General features: G+C 66.1%; 15 protein-coding genes and 1 tRNA gene. 11 read left to right on the top strand and 5 right to left on the bottom strand.

Annotation, left to right across the window (positions count from 1 at the left end; genetic code table 11):
- Positions 1 to 43 precede the first annotated feature (43 nt).
- Complete coding sequence (locus tag BRAS3809_RS14745) at positions 44 to 499, bottom strand: GatB/YqeY domain-containing protein (protein WP_008962911.1); 456 nt, start codon at positions 497 to 499, stop codon at positions 44 to 46.
- A 204-nt stretch (positions 500 to 703) separates the two neighbouring features.
- Between BRAS3809_RS14745 and carA the strand changes: the two genes are divergently transcribed.
- Positions 704 to 1,900, top strand: coding sequence for a glutamine-hydrolyzing carbamoyl-phosphate synthase small subunit (gene carA / locus BRAS3809_RS14750; RefSeq protein ID WP_008962912.1), 1,197 nt, complete (start codon positions 704 to 706; stop codon positions 1,898 to 1,900).
- Between the two features lie 149 nt (positions 1,901 to 2,049).
- Positions 2,050 to 2,541, top strand: a complete 492-nt coding sequence (locus BRAS3809_RS14755) for a PaaI family thioesterase (RefSeq protein ID WP_008962913.1) — start codon at positions 2,050 to 2,052, stop codon at positions 2,539 to 2,541.
- A gap of 12 nt (positions 2,542 to 2,553) precedes the next feature.
- Here BRAS3809_RS14755 and BRAS3809_RS14760 read toward each other — a convergent pair whose 3' ends face one another.
- Positions 2,554 to 4,125, bottom strand: a complete 1,572-nt coding sequence (locus BRAS3809_RS14760; RefSeq protein ID WP_008962914.1) for an ABC transporter substrate-binding protein — start codon at positions 4,123 to 4,125, stop codon at positions 2,554 to 2,556.
- 45 nt (positions 4,126 to 4,170) lie between these two features.
- Positions 4,171 to 5,340, bottom strand: a complete 1,170-nt coding sequence (locus BRAS3809_RS14765; protein ID WP_008962915.1) for an ROK family transcriptional regulator — start codon at positions 5,338 to 5,340, stop codon at positions 4,171 to 4,173.
- 147 nt (positions 5,341 to 5,487) lie between these two features.
- Here BRAS3809_RS14765 and BRAS3809_RS14770 point away from each other — a divergent pair, with 147 nt between their 5' ends.
- A complete protein-coding gene (locus BRAS3809_RS14770; RefSeq protein WP_008962916.1) occupies positions 5,488 to 6,021 on the top strand; it encodes a hypothetical protein in 534 nt (177 codons plus the stop codon).
- On the opposite strand, the gene BRAS3809_RS14775 is transcribed toward BRAS3809_RS14770, so the two are convergent.
- On the bottom strand, positions 6,022 to 6,351 hold the full coding sequence (locus tag BRAS3809_RS14775; protein ID WP_008962917.1) for an ArsR/SmtB family transcription factor: 330 nt from the start codon (positions 6,349 to 6,351) through the stop codon (positions 6,022 to 6,024). It abuts the gene before it with no gap.
- On the opposite strand from BRAS3809_RS14775, the gene BRAS3809_RS14780 reads away from it, so the two are divergent.
- From BRAS3809_RS14780 to BRAS3809_RS36605, 4 genes are all read left to right on the top strand, one after another.
- On the top strand, positions 6,350 to 6,862 hold the full coding sequence (locus tag BRAS3809_RS14780) for a YeeE/YedE family protein (RefSeq protein WP_349509831.1): 513 nt from the start codon (positions 6,350 to 6,352) through the stop codon (positions 6,860 to 6,862). The two genes, BRAS3809_RS14775 and BRAS3809_RS14780, sit on opposite strands and share 2 nt — an antisense overlap.
- A gap of 8 nt (positions 6,863 to 6,870) precedes the next feature.
- A complete protein-coding gene (locus tag BRAS3809_RS14785) occupies positions 6,871 to 7,326 on the top strand; it encodes a DUF6691 family protein (protein WP_008962919.1) in 456 nt (151 codons plus the stop codon).
- A complete protein-coding gene (locus BRAS3809_RS14790) occupies positions 7,319 to 8,245 on the top strand; it encodes an MBL fold metallo-hydrolase (RefSeq protein WP_008962920.1) in 927 nt (308 codons plus the stop codon). Before BRAS3809_RS14785 ends, BRAS3809_RS14790 begins: the two co-directional genes overlap by 8 nt.
- A 61-nt stretch (positions 8,246 to 8,306) precedes the next feature.
- The gene (locus tag BRAS3809_RS36605; protein ID WP_170323290.1) at positions 8,307 to 8,459 is read left to right on the top strand and encodes a hypothetical protein; all 153 of its coding nucleotides are present in this window, start codon (positions 8,307 to 8,309) and stop codon (positions 8,457 to 8,459) included.
- A gap of 15 nt (positions 8,460 to 8,474) precedes the next feature.
- Here BRAS3809_RS36605 and BRAS3809_RS14795 read toward each other — a convergent pair whose 3' ends face one another.
- Complete coding sequence (locus tag BRAS3809_RS14795; protein WP_008962922.1) at positions 8,475 to 9,002, bottom strand: Dps family protein; 528 nt, start codon at positions 9,000 to 9,002, stop codon at positions 8,475 to 8,477.
- A 107-nt stretch (positions 9,003 to 9,109) separates the two neighbouring features.
- Between BRAS3809_RS14795 and BRAS3809_RS14800 the strand changes: the two genes are divergently transcribed.
- The 4 genes from BRAS3809_RS14800 (at position 9,110) to greA (ending at position 14,374) form a co-directional block, all read left to right on the top strand.
- The gene (locus BRAS3809_RS14800; protein WP_008962923.1) at positions 9,110 to 9,814 is read left to right on the top strand and encodes a class I SAM-dependent methyltransferase; all 705 of its coding nucleotides are present in this window, start codon (positions 9,110 to 9,112) and stop codon (positions 9,812 to 9,814) included.
- A gap of 93 nt (positions 9,815 to 9,907) precedes the next feature.
- Positions 9,908 to 9,984 (top strand) — tRNA-OTHER (locus BRAS3809_RS36610).
- A 237-nt stretch (positions 9,985 to 10,221) separates the two neighbouring features.
- On the top strand, positions 10,222 to 13,686 hold the full coding sequence (gene carB / locus BRAS3809_RS14805) for a carbamoyl-phosphate synthase large subunit (RefSeq protein ID WP_008962924.1): 3,465 nt from the start codon (positions 10,222 to 10,224) through the stop codon (positions 13,684 to 13,686).
- Positions 13,687 to 13,897: 211 nt separating this feature from the next.
- Entirely contained in the window at positions 13,898 to 14,374 is a 477-nt protein-coding gene (gene greA / locus BRAS3809_RS14810; protein ID WP_008962925.1) for a transcription elongation factor GreA, read from the top strand.
- The last annotated feature ends 14 nt before the right edge of the window (positions 14,375 to 14,388 follow it).

The following is a 14,388-nucleotide window of genomic DNA, read 5'->3' on the forward strand; positions in this document are numbered from 1 at the left end:
GCTCACCGCCGTTGCGGGTCCCTCGTGGGTAACAATCGAGAGATCAGCTCGACAGCGCCGCCTTCACCAGCGCGCTCGCCTTCGCGAAGTCCATCTGGCCCGTGTACTTCGCCTTGAGCACCGCAATGACCTTGCCCATGTCCTTCATGCCGGCGGCGCCGGTCTCGGTGACGGCGGCTGCAATGGCCGACTTCACCTCGTCGTCGCTCATCTGCTTCGGCAGGTAGGCCGAGATCACCGCGATCTCCTCGCGCTCGCTGGCGGCGAGTTCGGCGCGGCCGCCCTTTTCGTACAGCTCGACGGACTCCTGGCGCTGCTTGATCATCTTCTGCAGCACCGCGAGCACGTCGGCGTCCGTCAGCGGCGGCTTGCCCTCACCGCGCGCGGCGATGTCGGCGTTCTTCAGGGTCGAATTCACCATGCGGAGGGTGGAGAGCTTGCGCTCGTCCTTGGCCTTCATCGCCTCCTTGACCGCAGTGTTGATGTCGTCGCGCAGCATGATCTCGCCCTCGTAAATCCGGTTGGCGGCTGGTCTAGGCGGTTCGTCCCCATGAGACAACTCGGTAGACGACTCGGTTCCGCATCCGTTCCGGCCGGCAGCCGGGAAAATCGGCCATTCTCCCCGCGAATTGACCGAAATCGCGTGTGAATCGGCCGCTTCCCGCTTTGACGCCGGGCTTTCGCCCCTCTATGTAGGGGCCTCATGACACACATCGATACTGACGCCGCCTGGCCGGACCATAAACCGACCGCGCTCCTCGTGCTCGCCGATGGAACGGTGCTGGAAGGCTACGGCCTCGGCGCCGAAGGCCATGCCGTGGGCGAGGTCTGCTTCAACACCGCGATGACCGGCTATGAGGAGATCCTGACCGATCCGTCCTATGCCGGCCAGCTCATCACCTTCACCTTCCCGCATATCGGCAATGTCGGCACCAACGACGAGGATATCGAGACGGTGAACATGGCGGCGACGCCGGGCGCGCGGGGCGTCATCCTGCGCACCGCGATCTCAGACCCGTCGAACTACCGCGCCACGCGGCATCTCGACCAGTGGCTGCGCGCCCGCGGCATCATCGGCCTGTCGGGCATCGATACGCGCGCGCTGACCGCGCTGATCCGCTCCAAGGGCATGCCGAATGCGGTGATCGCCCACGCCAAGGATGGCAAGTTCGACCTCGACGCGCTGAAGAAGGAGGCGCGGGAGTGGCCGGGGCTGGAGGGCATGGACCTCGTGCCGATGGTCACCTCGGCGCAGCGCTTCAATTGGGACGAGACCCCCTGGGTCTGGAACGAGGGCTTTGGCCAGCAGGCCAAGCCGGAGTTCAACGTCGTCGCGATCGACTACGGCATCAAGCGCAACATCCTGCGGCTGCTCGCGGGTGTCGGCTGCAAGGTGACCGTGGTGCCGGCGACGACCTCGGCCGAGGACATCATGGCAATGAAGCCCGATGGCGTGTTTCTGTCGAACGGCCCAGGCGATCCCGCCGCGACGGGCAAATATGCCGTGCCGGTGATTCAGCAGGTGATCGCCTCGGGCACGCCGACCTTCGGCATCTGCCTCGGCCACCAGATGCTGGGGCTGGCGGTCGGCGCCAAGACCAAGAAGATGCACCAGGGCCATCACGGCGCCAACCATCCGGTCAAGGACGAGACCACCGGCAAGGTCGAGATCACCTCGATGAACCACGGCTTCGCGGTCGACCAGGACACGTTGCCGGCGGGCGCGACCCAGACCCATATCTCGCTGTTCGACGGCTCCAACTGCGGCATTCAGCTCGAGGGCAAGCCGGTGTTCTCGGTGCAGTACCATCCGGAGGCCTCGCCCGGCCCGCGCGACTCGCACTACCTGTTCCAGCGCTTCGCCGAGCTGATGCGCGAGAAGAAGCGCAGCGCGGCCTGAGGCCGAGCGTCTGACGAGGAAGATCGAATGCCCGGGTCGCTCCCGGGCATTTCTGCATCCGGCCTTGTGATCACGACGCCGCCGTTTCAGGCTCGCGCTGCGCCTCGTTCTTTTATATGATAGACGTCATTCAATGGAGACTGGCCGAGATGAACGAGACTGTCGGACGTGATGATTACGGCGTCGTGCCGGTATCGGTGCTGGCCTCGATGCCCGGGCTCGATTTCGTGCGCGGCATCTTTGCCGGGAGGCTGCCGCAGCCGCCGATCATGCAGACGGTCGCGCCGTTCGACTGCACCGCCGAGCCCGGCCATGTCATCATGCACAGCGTGCCCGGCTTGCGTCACTACAACCCGATCGGCTCGGTGCACGGCGGCTATGCCGCGATCCTGCTGGATTCGGCGATGGGACTTGCGGTGCAGACCCGCTGCCCGCAGGGCAGCGGCTACACCACGCTGGAGTTCAAGATCTCCTTCATCAAGGCGATGACCGAGAGCACGGGCGCGGTGCGCACCGAAGGCACGACGCTGTCGTTCGGCCGCCGCGCCGCGACGGCCGAAGCGCGCATCACCGATTCAGAAGGCCGCCTGCTCGCGCACGCCACCACCACCTGCCTGGTGTTCGAACTGCCGAAGGGCTAGCCCGTCGGGGTCTCACTTGCGAGACACGTTCCAATACACGGGCGCCGGCGGATTGAGGATGCCGGCGAGGTCGGCGCGCGCCGCGCGAAACTGATAGGCCACCGCGATCGGGATATACGGCACCGTCTGCACCGCGCGCAGCTGGATCTGCTCGGCCAGCGCCTTGCGTTCGGCAAGGTCGGCGGAGTCGCCAAAGGCGGCGCGCAGCTTCTCGATCTCGGCATCGCAGGGCCAGCCGAACCACGCCTTGTCGCAGTTCGAGCGCAGGCCGAGATGGCTGATCGGCAGCATCATGTCGAGGCCGCCGGGGCCGGAGATGAAGATCGACCATCCGCCCTGCCCGACCGGCTCCTTCTTGGTGCGGCGGCTGACCACCGTCGCCCAGTCCATCGCCTGCACGTCGACCTTGAAGCCGGCCGCCTTGAGCTGCTGCTCGGCCACAAGGCTCGCGGGGTGGATCTGCGCATTCTCGGAGGCGTCGAGGATCACGACCGGCGTGCCGTCATAGCCGCTCTCGCGCAGCAGCGCCTTTGCCTGCGCGAGGTCGAAGGACGGAAAGCCGGCCTCCGTGTAGTAGGGCGAGGCGCAGATGTAGAACGACCTGCAGGCCTTGATGGCACCGCCCTCGCCGCCGCCCCAGGCCTCGCTATAGTCCTGTGGACTCACCGCGAGCAGCGCGGCCTTGCGGATGGCGGGATTGTCGAACGGCGGCTGGGACGAGTTGAGCCGGATCTGCTGCGCCACGCCGATCTCGTCCTGGTTGGAGACGACCACGTTCTTGCCGGCCTTCGCCACCGGAACGAGATCGGCGGGAATGTCCTCGGCAATGTCGAGTTCGCCCTTCTTGAGCGCGTCGAGCGCGGTCTGCTGGTCCGGGATGATCAGCCATTCGACGCGATCAAATTTGACGACCTTGCCGCCGGCCAGTCCCGACGGCGGCTCGGCGCGCGGCACGTAATGCGGGTTCTTGACGAAGACGAGCTTCGAGCCGGGCACCCACTCGTCCTTCTTGAAGACGAACGGACCGGAGCCGGTCTGCTCGGCGAGCGGCTGGCCGGCCGCGGTCGCGGCGATGACGCGTGCCGGGACGATGAACGGCACCGGCGCGCCGGGCTTGGCGAGCGCATCGAGCACGAAGCCCCACGGCTCCTTCAGCGTCAGCGTGAAGGTTCTGGCGTCGACGACGTCCCACGCGGCGCCGTGGCCATTGAGCATCTGTCCCATCGCATCGGCCTGGCTCCAGCGCTTCAGCGAGGCCACGGCATCCTCGGACGTCACGCTCGCCCCGTCGCCGAACTTCAGCGCGTCGCGCAGCTTGAAGGTCCAGAGCTTGCGGTCGGCGGACGTCGTCCAGCTCTCGACCATCTGCGGCTTGACCTGGAGCTTGTCGTCGACCGTGAACAGCGTGTCGTAGATCATGTAGCCGAAATTGCGCGCGATCGAATCCGCGGCGATCGTCGGGTCGAGCACCTTGAGGTCGCCCGAGGGCTTCACCCGCAGCACGGATTCGGCACGCGCGAAGGCGGACGGCAGGGCCGCAGCCAGACAGAGCAGAGCGGCGGCCAGAGCGTGGTGTCGTTTCATTCTTCCCCTCCCATGATCGTCGGACGTGACGCTGCCGACGTGTGATCAGCTCGATATCGATTGCTTCAATTGCGTGCGACGCGCGCCGCTGCGGCGGATGAACGAGAAGGCGGCGAGCGCCAGCCCCGCCTGCGGCTCGCGCCCGAGGCTGGCCGCTGAGAAGCTGAGCGAAATGCCCTGCAGGCCGCCGAGGCGCGACTCACCGATCGCCGCCATGACGGCGGCGCGATCCTCCGCCGGCAGAGCGCTCGGCCATCCCGCGATGACCACGTTGCGCTGACGGTTGAGATTGAGCGCGTTGCCGATCGCGAGACCGAGCCGGGCGAGGCGTGCCCTGATCTCCGCCCGCGCCGCGCTGGACACGCGAAAGAGTTCGGGCCAGCGGTCGCCGCCGCCGATCAACTCGCTTTCCTGCACCTGGAGAATGTCGGCGAGTGCGACGGTCGAAACGTAGGGTTCGAGGCAGCCGCCATGACCGCAGCGACAGTAGCGGCCGTCGCGCTCGATGACCACATGGCCGATCTCGCAGGTTTCGACATCCCCGCTTTCGGCAAGCTCGTCGACGATGGCCGCGCCGACGCCATGGCCGACGAAGACGAAGAAATAGGACCCGCCGAGAACGCCGGTTCCCATCTGCAGCCGGTAGCCGACGGCGCGCGCGACCATCGAGTTGGTCCATCGCGCCGGCGTGTCCGGCAGCTCGCGCTGACAAACCTCCTCGAGGCGGCCGACATCCAGCGCGACGATCGGGCTGGCGCGCAGATCCGGATCGTAGCCCGGAATGGAGACCGCGAGCTGCTCCGGAACGATGCCGTGCTGCCTGGCCCAGGCCGCCAGACCGGCGACCGCCCGGCCGACCGTGACATCGACCTCGGCGGCGCCGAGACCATCGGGCAGGTCGTCATGCTGCGCATACAGGGTGTCGCCGGCGAGCGTACCGACGGCGGCGTAGAGGCGGTTGTTGGAGATCTCGATCGCCGCGACGGCAATGTCGTGGCTCAAGGTGACGAACAGGCTCGGACCGCCGCGATAGGGCGCCACGCGCCGGGTCTCCTGGATCACCCCCTCGGCCTTCAGATCGCTAATGATCCGCGAGATGCTGGCCTCGGTCAGCGCCACGCCCTGCGCCAGCTCGGGCCGGAACGAGCCGCCGGAGCACCACAGGTATCCCAGGATTGCGGATCTCGTGTCGTGCCGACTGCGAACGAGCCGCACCCGGTCCTCCCATCTCATTTTTACTTATTGTAACGCTAGTCAGGGGAGCCTGAGGTGTCAATCCAGCCGGCTTGCCGCACGGCTGTCCTCGTGGAACCTCGGCGACGTCCTCGGTGTTCACGACGCAGCGATCCGCGGGGAGCACGCATGGCGCCGCACGTTCCGGTCATCGGCGAACCGATCAGCATCGTTTTTGGCGATGACGGACTGGTGCCGAACAATTCGATGCCCTTCCTGCTCTACGGGCGGGCCATCGACGTCGACTGCCATGATCCGGCGGCGGCCATCGAACATCTGTTCGCGAGTCATGGCTGGGGCGATATGTGGCGCAACGGCGTCTACGACTATCTGCATTACCACGCGACCGTTCACGAGGCCCTTGGTGTCGCCCGTGGCGCCGCGCGGGTGCGCTTTGGCGGCGACCACGGCCGGGAGTTCGCGCTCGCGCCCGGTGATGTCGCCATTCTGCCCGCCGGCACGGGACATCAGTGCATCTCCGCCAGTGCGGACTTCTGCGTCGTCGGCGCCTACCCGCCCGGCCCTAAGATGCAGATCACGCGGCCGACGCCCGCGAATCATGGCCGCGCCCTGACGACGATCCCACAGGTGCCGCTGCCCGACACGGATCCGGTGCTCGGCGCCAGCGGCGCGCTCACGCGGCTGTGGCGTGCCGCGCGCTGATCAGGCGCAATACAGCCGATACAGCGTCTGCAGGACCTCGCGGACCTCGTGGCTGGCGAGCCGATAATAGATCGTCTGGCCGTCGCGCCGGGTGGCAACCAGGTCGAGCGCACGCATCATCGCCAGGTGCTGCGACAGCGCCGCCTGGCGCAGGCCGACCTGCTCGGCCAAGTCTCCCACCGCACGCTCGGCATCGATCAGGTTGCAGAGCACCATGAGCCGCTTCGGGTTCGCCATGGCCGACAGCAGGCGCGCGGCCTCCTCCGCCTTGTCCTCGAGACCCGCGGCCACCGAGGCGGCCTTGGTTTTGCGTGCGACCCGCGTTGTCATGATTGTTACTTCTCTATTTTCGTATATAAGCAATAATGCACATGATTGGAGATTGCAACGTGCAGGCTGCCGAGGACCGCAGAACGATATGATCAACCAGTATACATTCTTCACCGCGCTTTTGGGCGGCGCCCTGATCGGCCTCGCGGCCGTGATGATGATGGGGCTGACGGGCCGGATCGCCGGCGTCAGCGGCATCGCCGCCCGGCTGCTGCCGCCCTGGGACGGCGCGCTCGCGGGCCGGCTGGCGTTCGTGGCCGGTCTCGTCGCCGCCGCGCTGGCCGTGCGGATCGCAACCGGCAGCCTGCCGCCCCTGGTCCTGCAGGTCGGCCCGACGGCCCTGGCCGCGGCGGGGCTGCTGGTCGGCTTCGGCGCGGTCTGGGGCAATGGCTGTACATCGGGCCATGGCGTCTGCGGCATCGCCAGCCTGTCGCCGCGCTCCATTCTCGCGACGCTGGTGTTCATGGCGACTGCGGTCGCGACCACCTTCCTCGTCCGGCACGTGATGTAAGGCGACCGATGGTCATCCTGATCCAGTTCATCGTCGGGCTCGTGTTCGGGCTCGGGCTGCTGCTCTCCGGCATGTCCAATCCGGAAAAGGTGCTGAGCTTCCTGGACCTCGCCGCGATCCGCTCCGGCGGCTGGGACCCGAGCCTCATCCTGGTCATGGCGGGCGCCGTCGGCGTCACCTTCCTCGGCTTCCGGCTCGTCTTCCGACGCCGGCGCCCGGTGCTCGACGACCGCTTCCATCTGCCGCCGTCACAGACCCTGGACTGGCGGATCGCGACCGGCCCCGCCATCTTCGGCGTAGGCTGGGGTCTGGCCGGCATCTGTCCGGGTCCGGCCTTCGTGGCACTCGGCTACGGCTCGCCCGCGATCGTGCTGTTCGTGGTCACGATGTTCATCGGGATGGCTGCCGCCGGCAGGCTGGCGCGTCGCCAGCCGCAGCTCGCCCCGGCTCTTCAGAATGAATAAGAAGCGCCCCGCGACGGAGGATCAAGTGCCCGACGTTCCCAACGCTGTCGATCTGTCGGTGAAGCCCGACATCACACCGTTCTTCGATCCCGCCACCAACACGGTGAGCTATGTGGTCAAGGATCCGGGCTCGCCGGCCTGCGCCGTGATCGATTCGGTGATGGACATCGATTATGCGTCCGGCCGGATCGCGCCGCTCTCGGCTGACAAGATCATCGCTCACATCCAGGAGCGCGGGTGGCGGCTGGAGTGGCTGATCGAAACCCACGTCCACGCCGATCATCTGTCGGCGGCGCCCTACATCCAGGCGAGACTTGGCGGCAAGATCGGCATCGGCGACAACATCAGGATCGTGCAGGAGACCTTCGGCAAGATCTTCAACGAGGGCACCGAGTTTCAACGTGACGGCAGCCAGTTCGACCAGCTGTTTCACGACGGCGACACCTACGGGATCGGCGGAATGATCGCGTTTGCGATGCATACGCCGGGACACACGCCGGCCTGCATGACCCACGTGATCGGCGATGCCGCCTTTGTCGGCGATACGCTGTTCATGCCCGATGGCGGCTCGGCGCGCGCCGACTTTCCGGGTGGCGACGCCCGTACACTTTATCGCTCGATCCGCCGGGTGCTGCAGTTGCCCGAGGCCATGCGGCTGTTCATGTGCCATGATTATGGTCCGAACGGCCGCGACATCCGCTGGGAAACCACCGTCGCCGAGCAGCGCGCGCATAACATCCATGTGCGCGACGGCATCACCGAGGATGAGTTCGTCGCGGCGCGCGAGGCGCGCGACCGCACCCTGGACATGCCCAGGCTGATCATTCCCTCGCTGCAGGTGAACATGAAGGCGGGACAATTGCCGCGCCCCGACGACAGCGGGCGCCGTTTCCTCAAGGTGCCGCTCAACACTCTCTGACCTGCCTGCCCCGGTGCCGCGCGGCTCCTCCACAGGACCGCCGCACCGCTGGCCATGGCCCGTGTTTGCCGCCGTGGTCTTCGAGGTGGCCGCCTATATGATCTATCGCAGCCTGATGGCGATGGGCGTGTTCGGCTGGCCTGCCGGCGCAGTCGCAGTCGGCGCCGTCAAGCCGAGGGACGCGCCGATTTACCGCGGCGGCCTCCTCGGATGACGCTGTTGGAGCGGCTCACGCCGCGTTGCTGCCTTCCTGGCGGCTGGCCTCGAACAGGAACCAAGTGCGGCGCTCGGTCTCGTCGATGAAGTTTTCGAGCAAACCGGCGGTCGCCGGATCGTCATTGTCGTCGCACAGCTCATGCGCCTTCCGCATCGCGGCCGCGATATGCTTGTTGTCCTCCATCAACTCCCGCAGCATTTCGCGCGGCGGCACATACTCCTCGTTGTTGTCCTTGATGGTCTGCAGCTTGCTGATCTGGCTGATCGATTTCAGCGTCGTACCGCCGAGCTTGCGGACACGCTCGGCCAGTTGATCCGTGGTGGCGAAGATCGCATCCGACTGCTCGTCGAGCATCTCGTGGTAATCATGAAAATGCCGGCCGCTGACGTGCCAGTGGAAATTCTTGGTCTTGAGGTAGAGCGCGAAGGCGTCCGCCAACAGCGTATTCAGCGCCGTCTGGATCTTGTTGACGGCATCGGGGGACAGATCGGTCGGGGTATCGAGCTCGGGGGCGGTCTTGTCGGTCTTTGCTTTACTCACGGGCTAACCTTCCTGTTAGAAGCACGATGGACACGGGTGATCGGACCCGTTAACGCTCGCTGACCCCTGCAGTTCCGTTCAAGGAACTGTGTTTGCCGGAACCCGCCATGGACGACTGGATCGACTATTACGATTCCACGCACACGATCTATGCGAGCAAGCTGCATCGCGACCTGCACTTCCAGGGCATCGCGCGCGACATCGTCAGCTATATCCCCTCGCCCGACGCGGTCGTTCTCGACTATTCCTGCGGCGAGGCGCTGTCGGCGGGCAAGGTCGCCGACGCCTGCATGACCCTGATCCTGGCCGAGCCGGCGCCTGGCGTGCGCGGGCGGCTGATCGCGCGGTTTGCCCCGAACACCAAGATCCGGGTCCGCTCGCTCGACGAGTTGCGCAACATGCAGGAGGCTTCGATCGACCTCGTCGTGATGAACTCGGTCGCGCAGTACATGAGCAAAACCGAATTCGACAACGCGCTGGGCGTCATCCGGCGGCTGCTGAAGCCGTCAGGCCAATTCGTGCTCGGCGACATCCTGCGGCCGGAGGTCGGCATGGGCAGGGACGTGCTGGCGCTGTTGCGGTTCGCGGCCCGCGACGGGTTCCTCAAGGATGCGCTGGTCGGCCTGGTCGCCACCGCTTTGTCCGATTACAGGCAATTGCGCACCAAAGTCGGCCTGCAGCGCTACGGCGAGGCCGACATGCTGGCGCGGCTCAAGAAGGCCGGCTTCAGCGCCGTTCGGGCGCCCAAGAACATCGGCCACAATCCGTGGCGAATGACGTTCGTGGCGCGACCGGCCGCGGGAACCCGCTGACGGACCGCCCGCCGCCGCCACATGCGGCAACGACATTAGGGTTAACTGAAACACGGGCTGGCTCACGCCCCCGTGAGAGGTAAGATCACCCTCGGCCCGGTGGCGGAAGCTACGACGCGAAGAGCGGTGCAACGCTCTTGAACCTGGTTCAAGTCCAGGCCGGGCCTCCAGCCTTCGCCGCTCGCGCGGCTTCGGCTCGGCGGGCCAGCCGTTCTGGGCCCCTCCGCCGTTCCCGGCCAATTTGGCCGTTGATTTCGGCCCAAAACCCTTTTCGCTCAGAGGAAACTGGTCTAAAGACCGCTCGCGCGCGAGCACTGGTCGCGCCTTGGCCATCCCTGGGCCTGTGGGGGACGCGCGGCACGCGCGCCCTTTTTTTGTGCCCAAATCTCTGCCGTCCGTGAGCCTGAATGCCGAAACGAACCGACATCTCGACCATCCTGATCATTGGCGCCGGTCCGATCGTGATCGGCCAGGCCTGCGAATTCGATTATTCGGGCACGCAGGCGGTGAAGGCGCTGAAGGAGGAGGGCTATCGCGTCGTCCTCGTCAATTCCAATCCGGCCACGATCATGACCGATCCGGAATTGGCCGATGCGACCTATATCGAGCCGATCACGCCCGAGATCGTCGCCAAGATCATCGAGAAGGAACGCAACGTCATCCCCGGCGGCTTCGCGCTGCTTCCGACCATGGGCGGCCAGACTGCGCTGAACTGCGCGCTGTCGCTGCGTCGGCAGGGGACGCTGGAGAAATTCGACGTCGAGATGATCGGCGCCACGGCTGACGCGATCGACAAGGCCGAGGACCGCCAGCTGTTCCGCAACGCCATGGAGAAGATCGGGCTGCAGACGCCGAAGTCGCGGCTCGCCAACGCCTCCGCGCTGAAGAAGCAGTACCGCGACAAGTACCTCGCCGAGCGCGAGAAGCTCACCGGCGCCGAGCGCGACGAGCTCGACCGGCAATGGTCGCTGGGCGAGAACGAGCGCCGCAAGCGCTATCAGGAATACGCCCTCGGCGAAGCGATGATGGCGCTGTCCGAGATCGGCCTGCCCGCGATCATCCGTCCGTCCTTCACCATGGGCGGCACCGGCGGCGGCATCGCCTACAACAAGGAAGAATTCCTCGACATCATCGAGCGCGGTCTCGACGCCTCCCCCACCAACGAAGTGCTGATCGAAGAATCGGTGCTCGGGTGGAAGGAGTACGAGATGGAGGTCGTCCGCGACAAAAAGGACAACTGCATCATCGTCTGCTCGATCGAGAACCTCGATCCGATGGGCGTGCACACCGGCGACTCCATCACCGTCGCGCCGGCGCTGACCTTGACCGACAAGGAATACCAGATCATGCGCGACGCCTCGCTGGCGGTGCTGCGCGAGATCGGCGTCGAGACCGGCGGCTCCAACGTGCAGTTCGGCGTCAATCCGGCCGACGGCCGCATGGTCGTGATCGAGATGAACCCGCGCGTGTCGCGTTCCTCGGCGCTGGCGTCGAAGGCCACGGGTTTCCCGATCGCCAAGGTCGCGGCCAAGCTCGCGGTCGGCTACACGCTCGACGAGATCGCCAACGACATCACCGGCGGCGCGACCCCGGCGTCGTTCGAGCCGACCATCGACTACGTCGTCACCAAGATCCCCCGTTTTGCGTTCGAGAAATTCCCGGGCGCCTCGACCACGCTGACCACGTCGATGAAGTCGGTCGGCGAAGTCATGGCGATCGGGCGCACCTTCCAGGAGAGCCTGCAAAAGGCGCTGCGCGGGCTGGAGACCGGGCTCACCGGCCTCGACGAGATCGACATCGAGGGCCTCGGCCGCGGCGACGACAAGAACGCGATCCGCGCCGCCTTGGGCACGCCGACGCCGAACCGGATCCTGCAAGTCGCGCAGGCCATGCGCCTTGGCTGGTCGGATGAGGAGATCTTCAACTCCTGCAAGATCGATCCGTGGTTCCTGGCGCAGATGCGCGGCATCGTCGAGATGGAGGACAAGGTCCGCCGTCACGGCCTGCCGCCGAACGCCACGGGCATGCGCACCTTGAAGGCGATGGGCTTCTCGGACGCGCGGCTCGCGGTGCTCGCCAACACCACCGAAGCCGAGGTCGCCGCCAAGCGGCAGGCGCTCGGCGTGCGGCCTGCGTTCAAGCGCATCGACACCTGCGCAGCGGAGTTCGCTTCGCCGACCGCTTACATGTATTCGAGCTACGAGACGCCGTTTGCAGGCACACTCGGCGACGAAAGCGCGCCGTCCGACAAGAAGAAGGTGATCATTCTCGGCGGCGGTCCGAACCGGATCGGCCAGGGCATCGAGTTCGACTATTGCTGCTGCCATGCCTGTTTCGCGCTGGCCGATGCCGGCTACGAGACCATCATGGTCAACTGCAATCCGGAGACGGTCTCGACCGACTACGACACCGCCGACCGGCTGTATTTCGAGCCGCTGACGGCCGAGGACGTGCTGGAGATCATCGCGACCGAGCGCCAGAACGGCACGCTGCATGGCGTGATCGTACAGTTCGGCGGCCAGACGCCGCTCAAGCTGGCGCGGGCGCTGGAAGCCGCCGACGTGCCGATCCTCGGCACCTCGCCGGAGGCGATCGACCTCGCGGAGGACCGCGACCGCTTCAAGCGCATCCTCGACAAGCTGCATCTCAAGCAGCCGAAGAACGGCATCGCCTATTCGGTCGAGCAGGCGCGGCTGGTCGCGGCCGATCTCGGCCTGCCGCTGGTGGTGCGCCCGTCCTACGTGCTCGGCGGCCGCGCGATGCAGATCATCCGCGAGGACAACCAGCTCAGCGACTACCTGCTCGGCACCCTGCCCGAGCTCGTCCCCGCCGACGTCAAGGCGCGCTATCCGAACGACAAGACCGGCCAGATCAACACGGTGCTCGGCAAGAACCCGCTGCTGTTCGACCGCTATCTGTCCGACGCGACCGAGGTTGACGTCGACTGCCTGTCAGACGGCAAGGACACCTTCGTCGTCGGCATCATGGAGCACATCGAGGAGGCCGGCATCCATTCCGGCGATTCCGCCTGCTCGCTGCCGCCGCATTCGCTCGACGACGCGACCATCGCCGAGCTGGAGCGGCAGACCCGCGAGCTCGCGCTCGGGCTCGACGTCGTCGGCCTGATGAACGTGCAATACGCGATCAAGGACGGCACGATCTACGTGCTCGAGGTCAATCCGCGGGCGTCGCGGACGGTGCCGTTCGTCGCCAAGGTGGTCGGCACGCCGGTCGCCAAGATCGCCGCGCGAATCATGGCCGGCGAGAAACTCGCCGATTTCGGCCTCAAGAAGCGCGCGCCGAAACATGTCGGCGTCAAGGAATCGGTCTTCCCGTTCGCCCGTTTCCCCGGCGTCGACACGGTGCTCGGACCGGAGATGCGCTCGACCGGCGAGGTCATGGGCATCGACCGCTCGTTCGCGGTGGCGTTCGCCAAGAGCCAGCTCGGCGGCGGCACGCGGGTGCCGCGCAAGGGCACGGTGTTCGTCTCGGTGCGCGAAAGCGACAAGGGCCGGATCACCGAGGTGGTGCGCATGCTGCACGAGCACGGCTTCAAGGTCGTCGCGACGTCCGGCACCCAGCGCTTCCTGGTCGATCAGGGCGTGCCGACCGAGAAGATCAACAAGGTTCTGGAAGGCCGGCCGCACATCGTGGACGCCATCACCAATGGCGACATCCAGCTGGTCTTCAACACCACCGAAGGCCCGCAGGCGCTGGCCGACAGCCGCTCGCTGCGTCGCGCTGCCCTCTTGCATAAAGTGCCGTATTACACCACTCTTTCGGGTGCCGTGGCGGCCGCGCAAGGCATCCGTGCCTATCTCGGGGGTGACCTTGAGGTCCGCACCTTGCAGAGTTACTTTTCCGAAAACTAGTCGCGTCGCGCGGGCAATCGCCCGCTAAGCGGTTGGCAATCATCGGAAATAAAGCCTCCCGGCAGGAACTCGCCGCTTTGTTTGATGTTGGTCCGGCCTTTGACGGGTCGCTATCATCGGGCCGAGCGGCTATGCTTTCGGGCCCCGAGGGCGCATTCTGGAGATGCTGATCGTGCGCGGCCTGGCCCGCACGACTGAAGGACGAGAAGAGATGGTTGAAAAGGTTCCGATGACTGCGGGCGGCTACGCCGCGCTGGAGAACGAGCTGAAGCAGCGACAGTCGGTGGACCGCCCGCGCATCATCGAGCACATCGCCGAGGCGCGGTCGCATGGCGACCTCTCGGAAAACGCGGAATATCACGCCGCCAAGGAAGAGCAGTCGCACAATGAGGGCCGCATCGCCGAGCTGGAGGACAAGCTCGCGCGCGCCGACATCATCGACGTGACAAAGCTCTCCGGCGACACCATCAAGTTCGGCGCGACCGTCACCTTGATCGACGAGGACACCGAGAAGAAGACGGTCTGGCAGATCGTCGGCGAGGTCGAGGCGGACGCCAAGAAGGGCAAGATCTCGATCACCTCGCCGCTGGCCCGCGCGCTGATCGGCAAGAAAATGGGGACCTCGGTCGAGGTGATGGCGCCGGGCGGGGCGAAGTCCTATGAGATCGCCAAGGTCGAGTGGCACTGACGCCCTCCGCTCCT

Origin of the sequence: Bradyrhizobium sp. STM 3809, assembly GCF_000239795.1 — a bacterium.
Lineage (GTDB): Bacteria > Pseudomonadota > Alphaproteobacteria > Rhizobiales > Xanthobacteraceae > Bradyrhizobium.

What these genes read in the sequence shown, in the direction of transcription:
- BRAS3809_RS14790 (WP_008962920.1), top strand. Translation starts at nt 7,319, where the DNA reads ATGAATAAGAAGCGCCCCGCGACGGAGGATCAAGTGCCCGACGTTCCC.
- BRAS3809_RS14775 (WP_008962917.1), bottom strand. Translation starts at nt 6,351, where the DNA reads ATGACAACGCGGGTCGCACGCAAAACCAAGGCCGCCTCGGTGGCCGCG.
- BRAS3809_RS14745 (WP_008962911.1), bottom strand. Translation starts at nt 499, where the DNA reads ATGCTGCGCGACGACATCAACACTGCGGTCAAGGAGGCGATGAAGGCC.
- BRAS3809_RS14770 (WP_008962916.1), top strand. Translation starts at nt 5,488, where the DNA reads ATGGCGCCGCACGTTCCGGTCATCGGCGAACCGATCAGCATCGTTTTT.
- BRAS3809_RS14800 (WP_008962923.1), top strand. Translation starts at nt 9,110, where the DNA reads ATGGACGACTGGATCGACTATTACGATTCCACGCACACGATCTATGCG.
- BRAS3809_RS14780 (WP_349509831.1), top strand. Translation starts at nt 6,350, where the DNA reads ATGATTGTTACTTCTCTATTTTCGTATATAAGCAATAATGCACATGAT.
- BRAS3809_RS14760 (WP_008962914.1), bottom strand. Translation starts at nt 4,125, where the DNA reads ATGAAACGACACCACGCTCTGGCCGCCGCTCTGCTCTGTCTGGCTGCG.
- greA (WP_008962925.1), top strand. Translation starts at nt 13,898, where the DNA reads ATGGTTGAAAAGGTTCCGATGACTGCGGGCGGCTACGCCGCGCTGGAG.
- carB (WP_008962924.1), top strand. Translation starts at nt 10,222, where the DNA reads ATGCCGAAACGAACCGACATCTCGACCATCCTGATCATTGGCGCCGGT.
- carA (WP_008962912.1), top strand. Translation starts at nt 704, where the DNA reads ATGACACACATCGATACTGACGCCGCCTGGCCGGACCATAAACCGACC.
- BRAS3809_RS14755 (WP_008962913.1), top strand. Translation starts at nt 2,050, where the DNA reads ATGAACGAGACTGTCGGACGTGATGATTACGGCGTCGTGCCGGTATCG.
- BRAS3809_RS14785 (WP_008962919.1), top strand. Translation starts at nt 6,871, where the DNA reads ATGGTCATCCTGATCCAGTTCATCGTCGGGCTCGTGTTCGGGCTCGGG.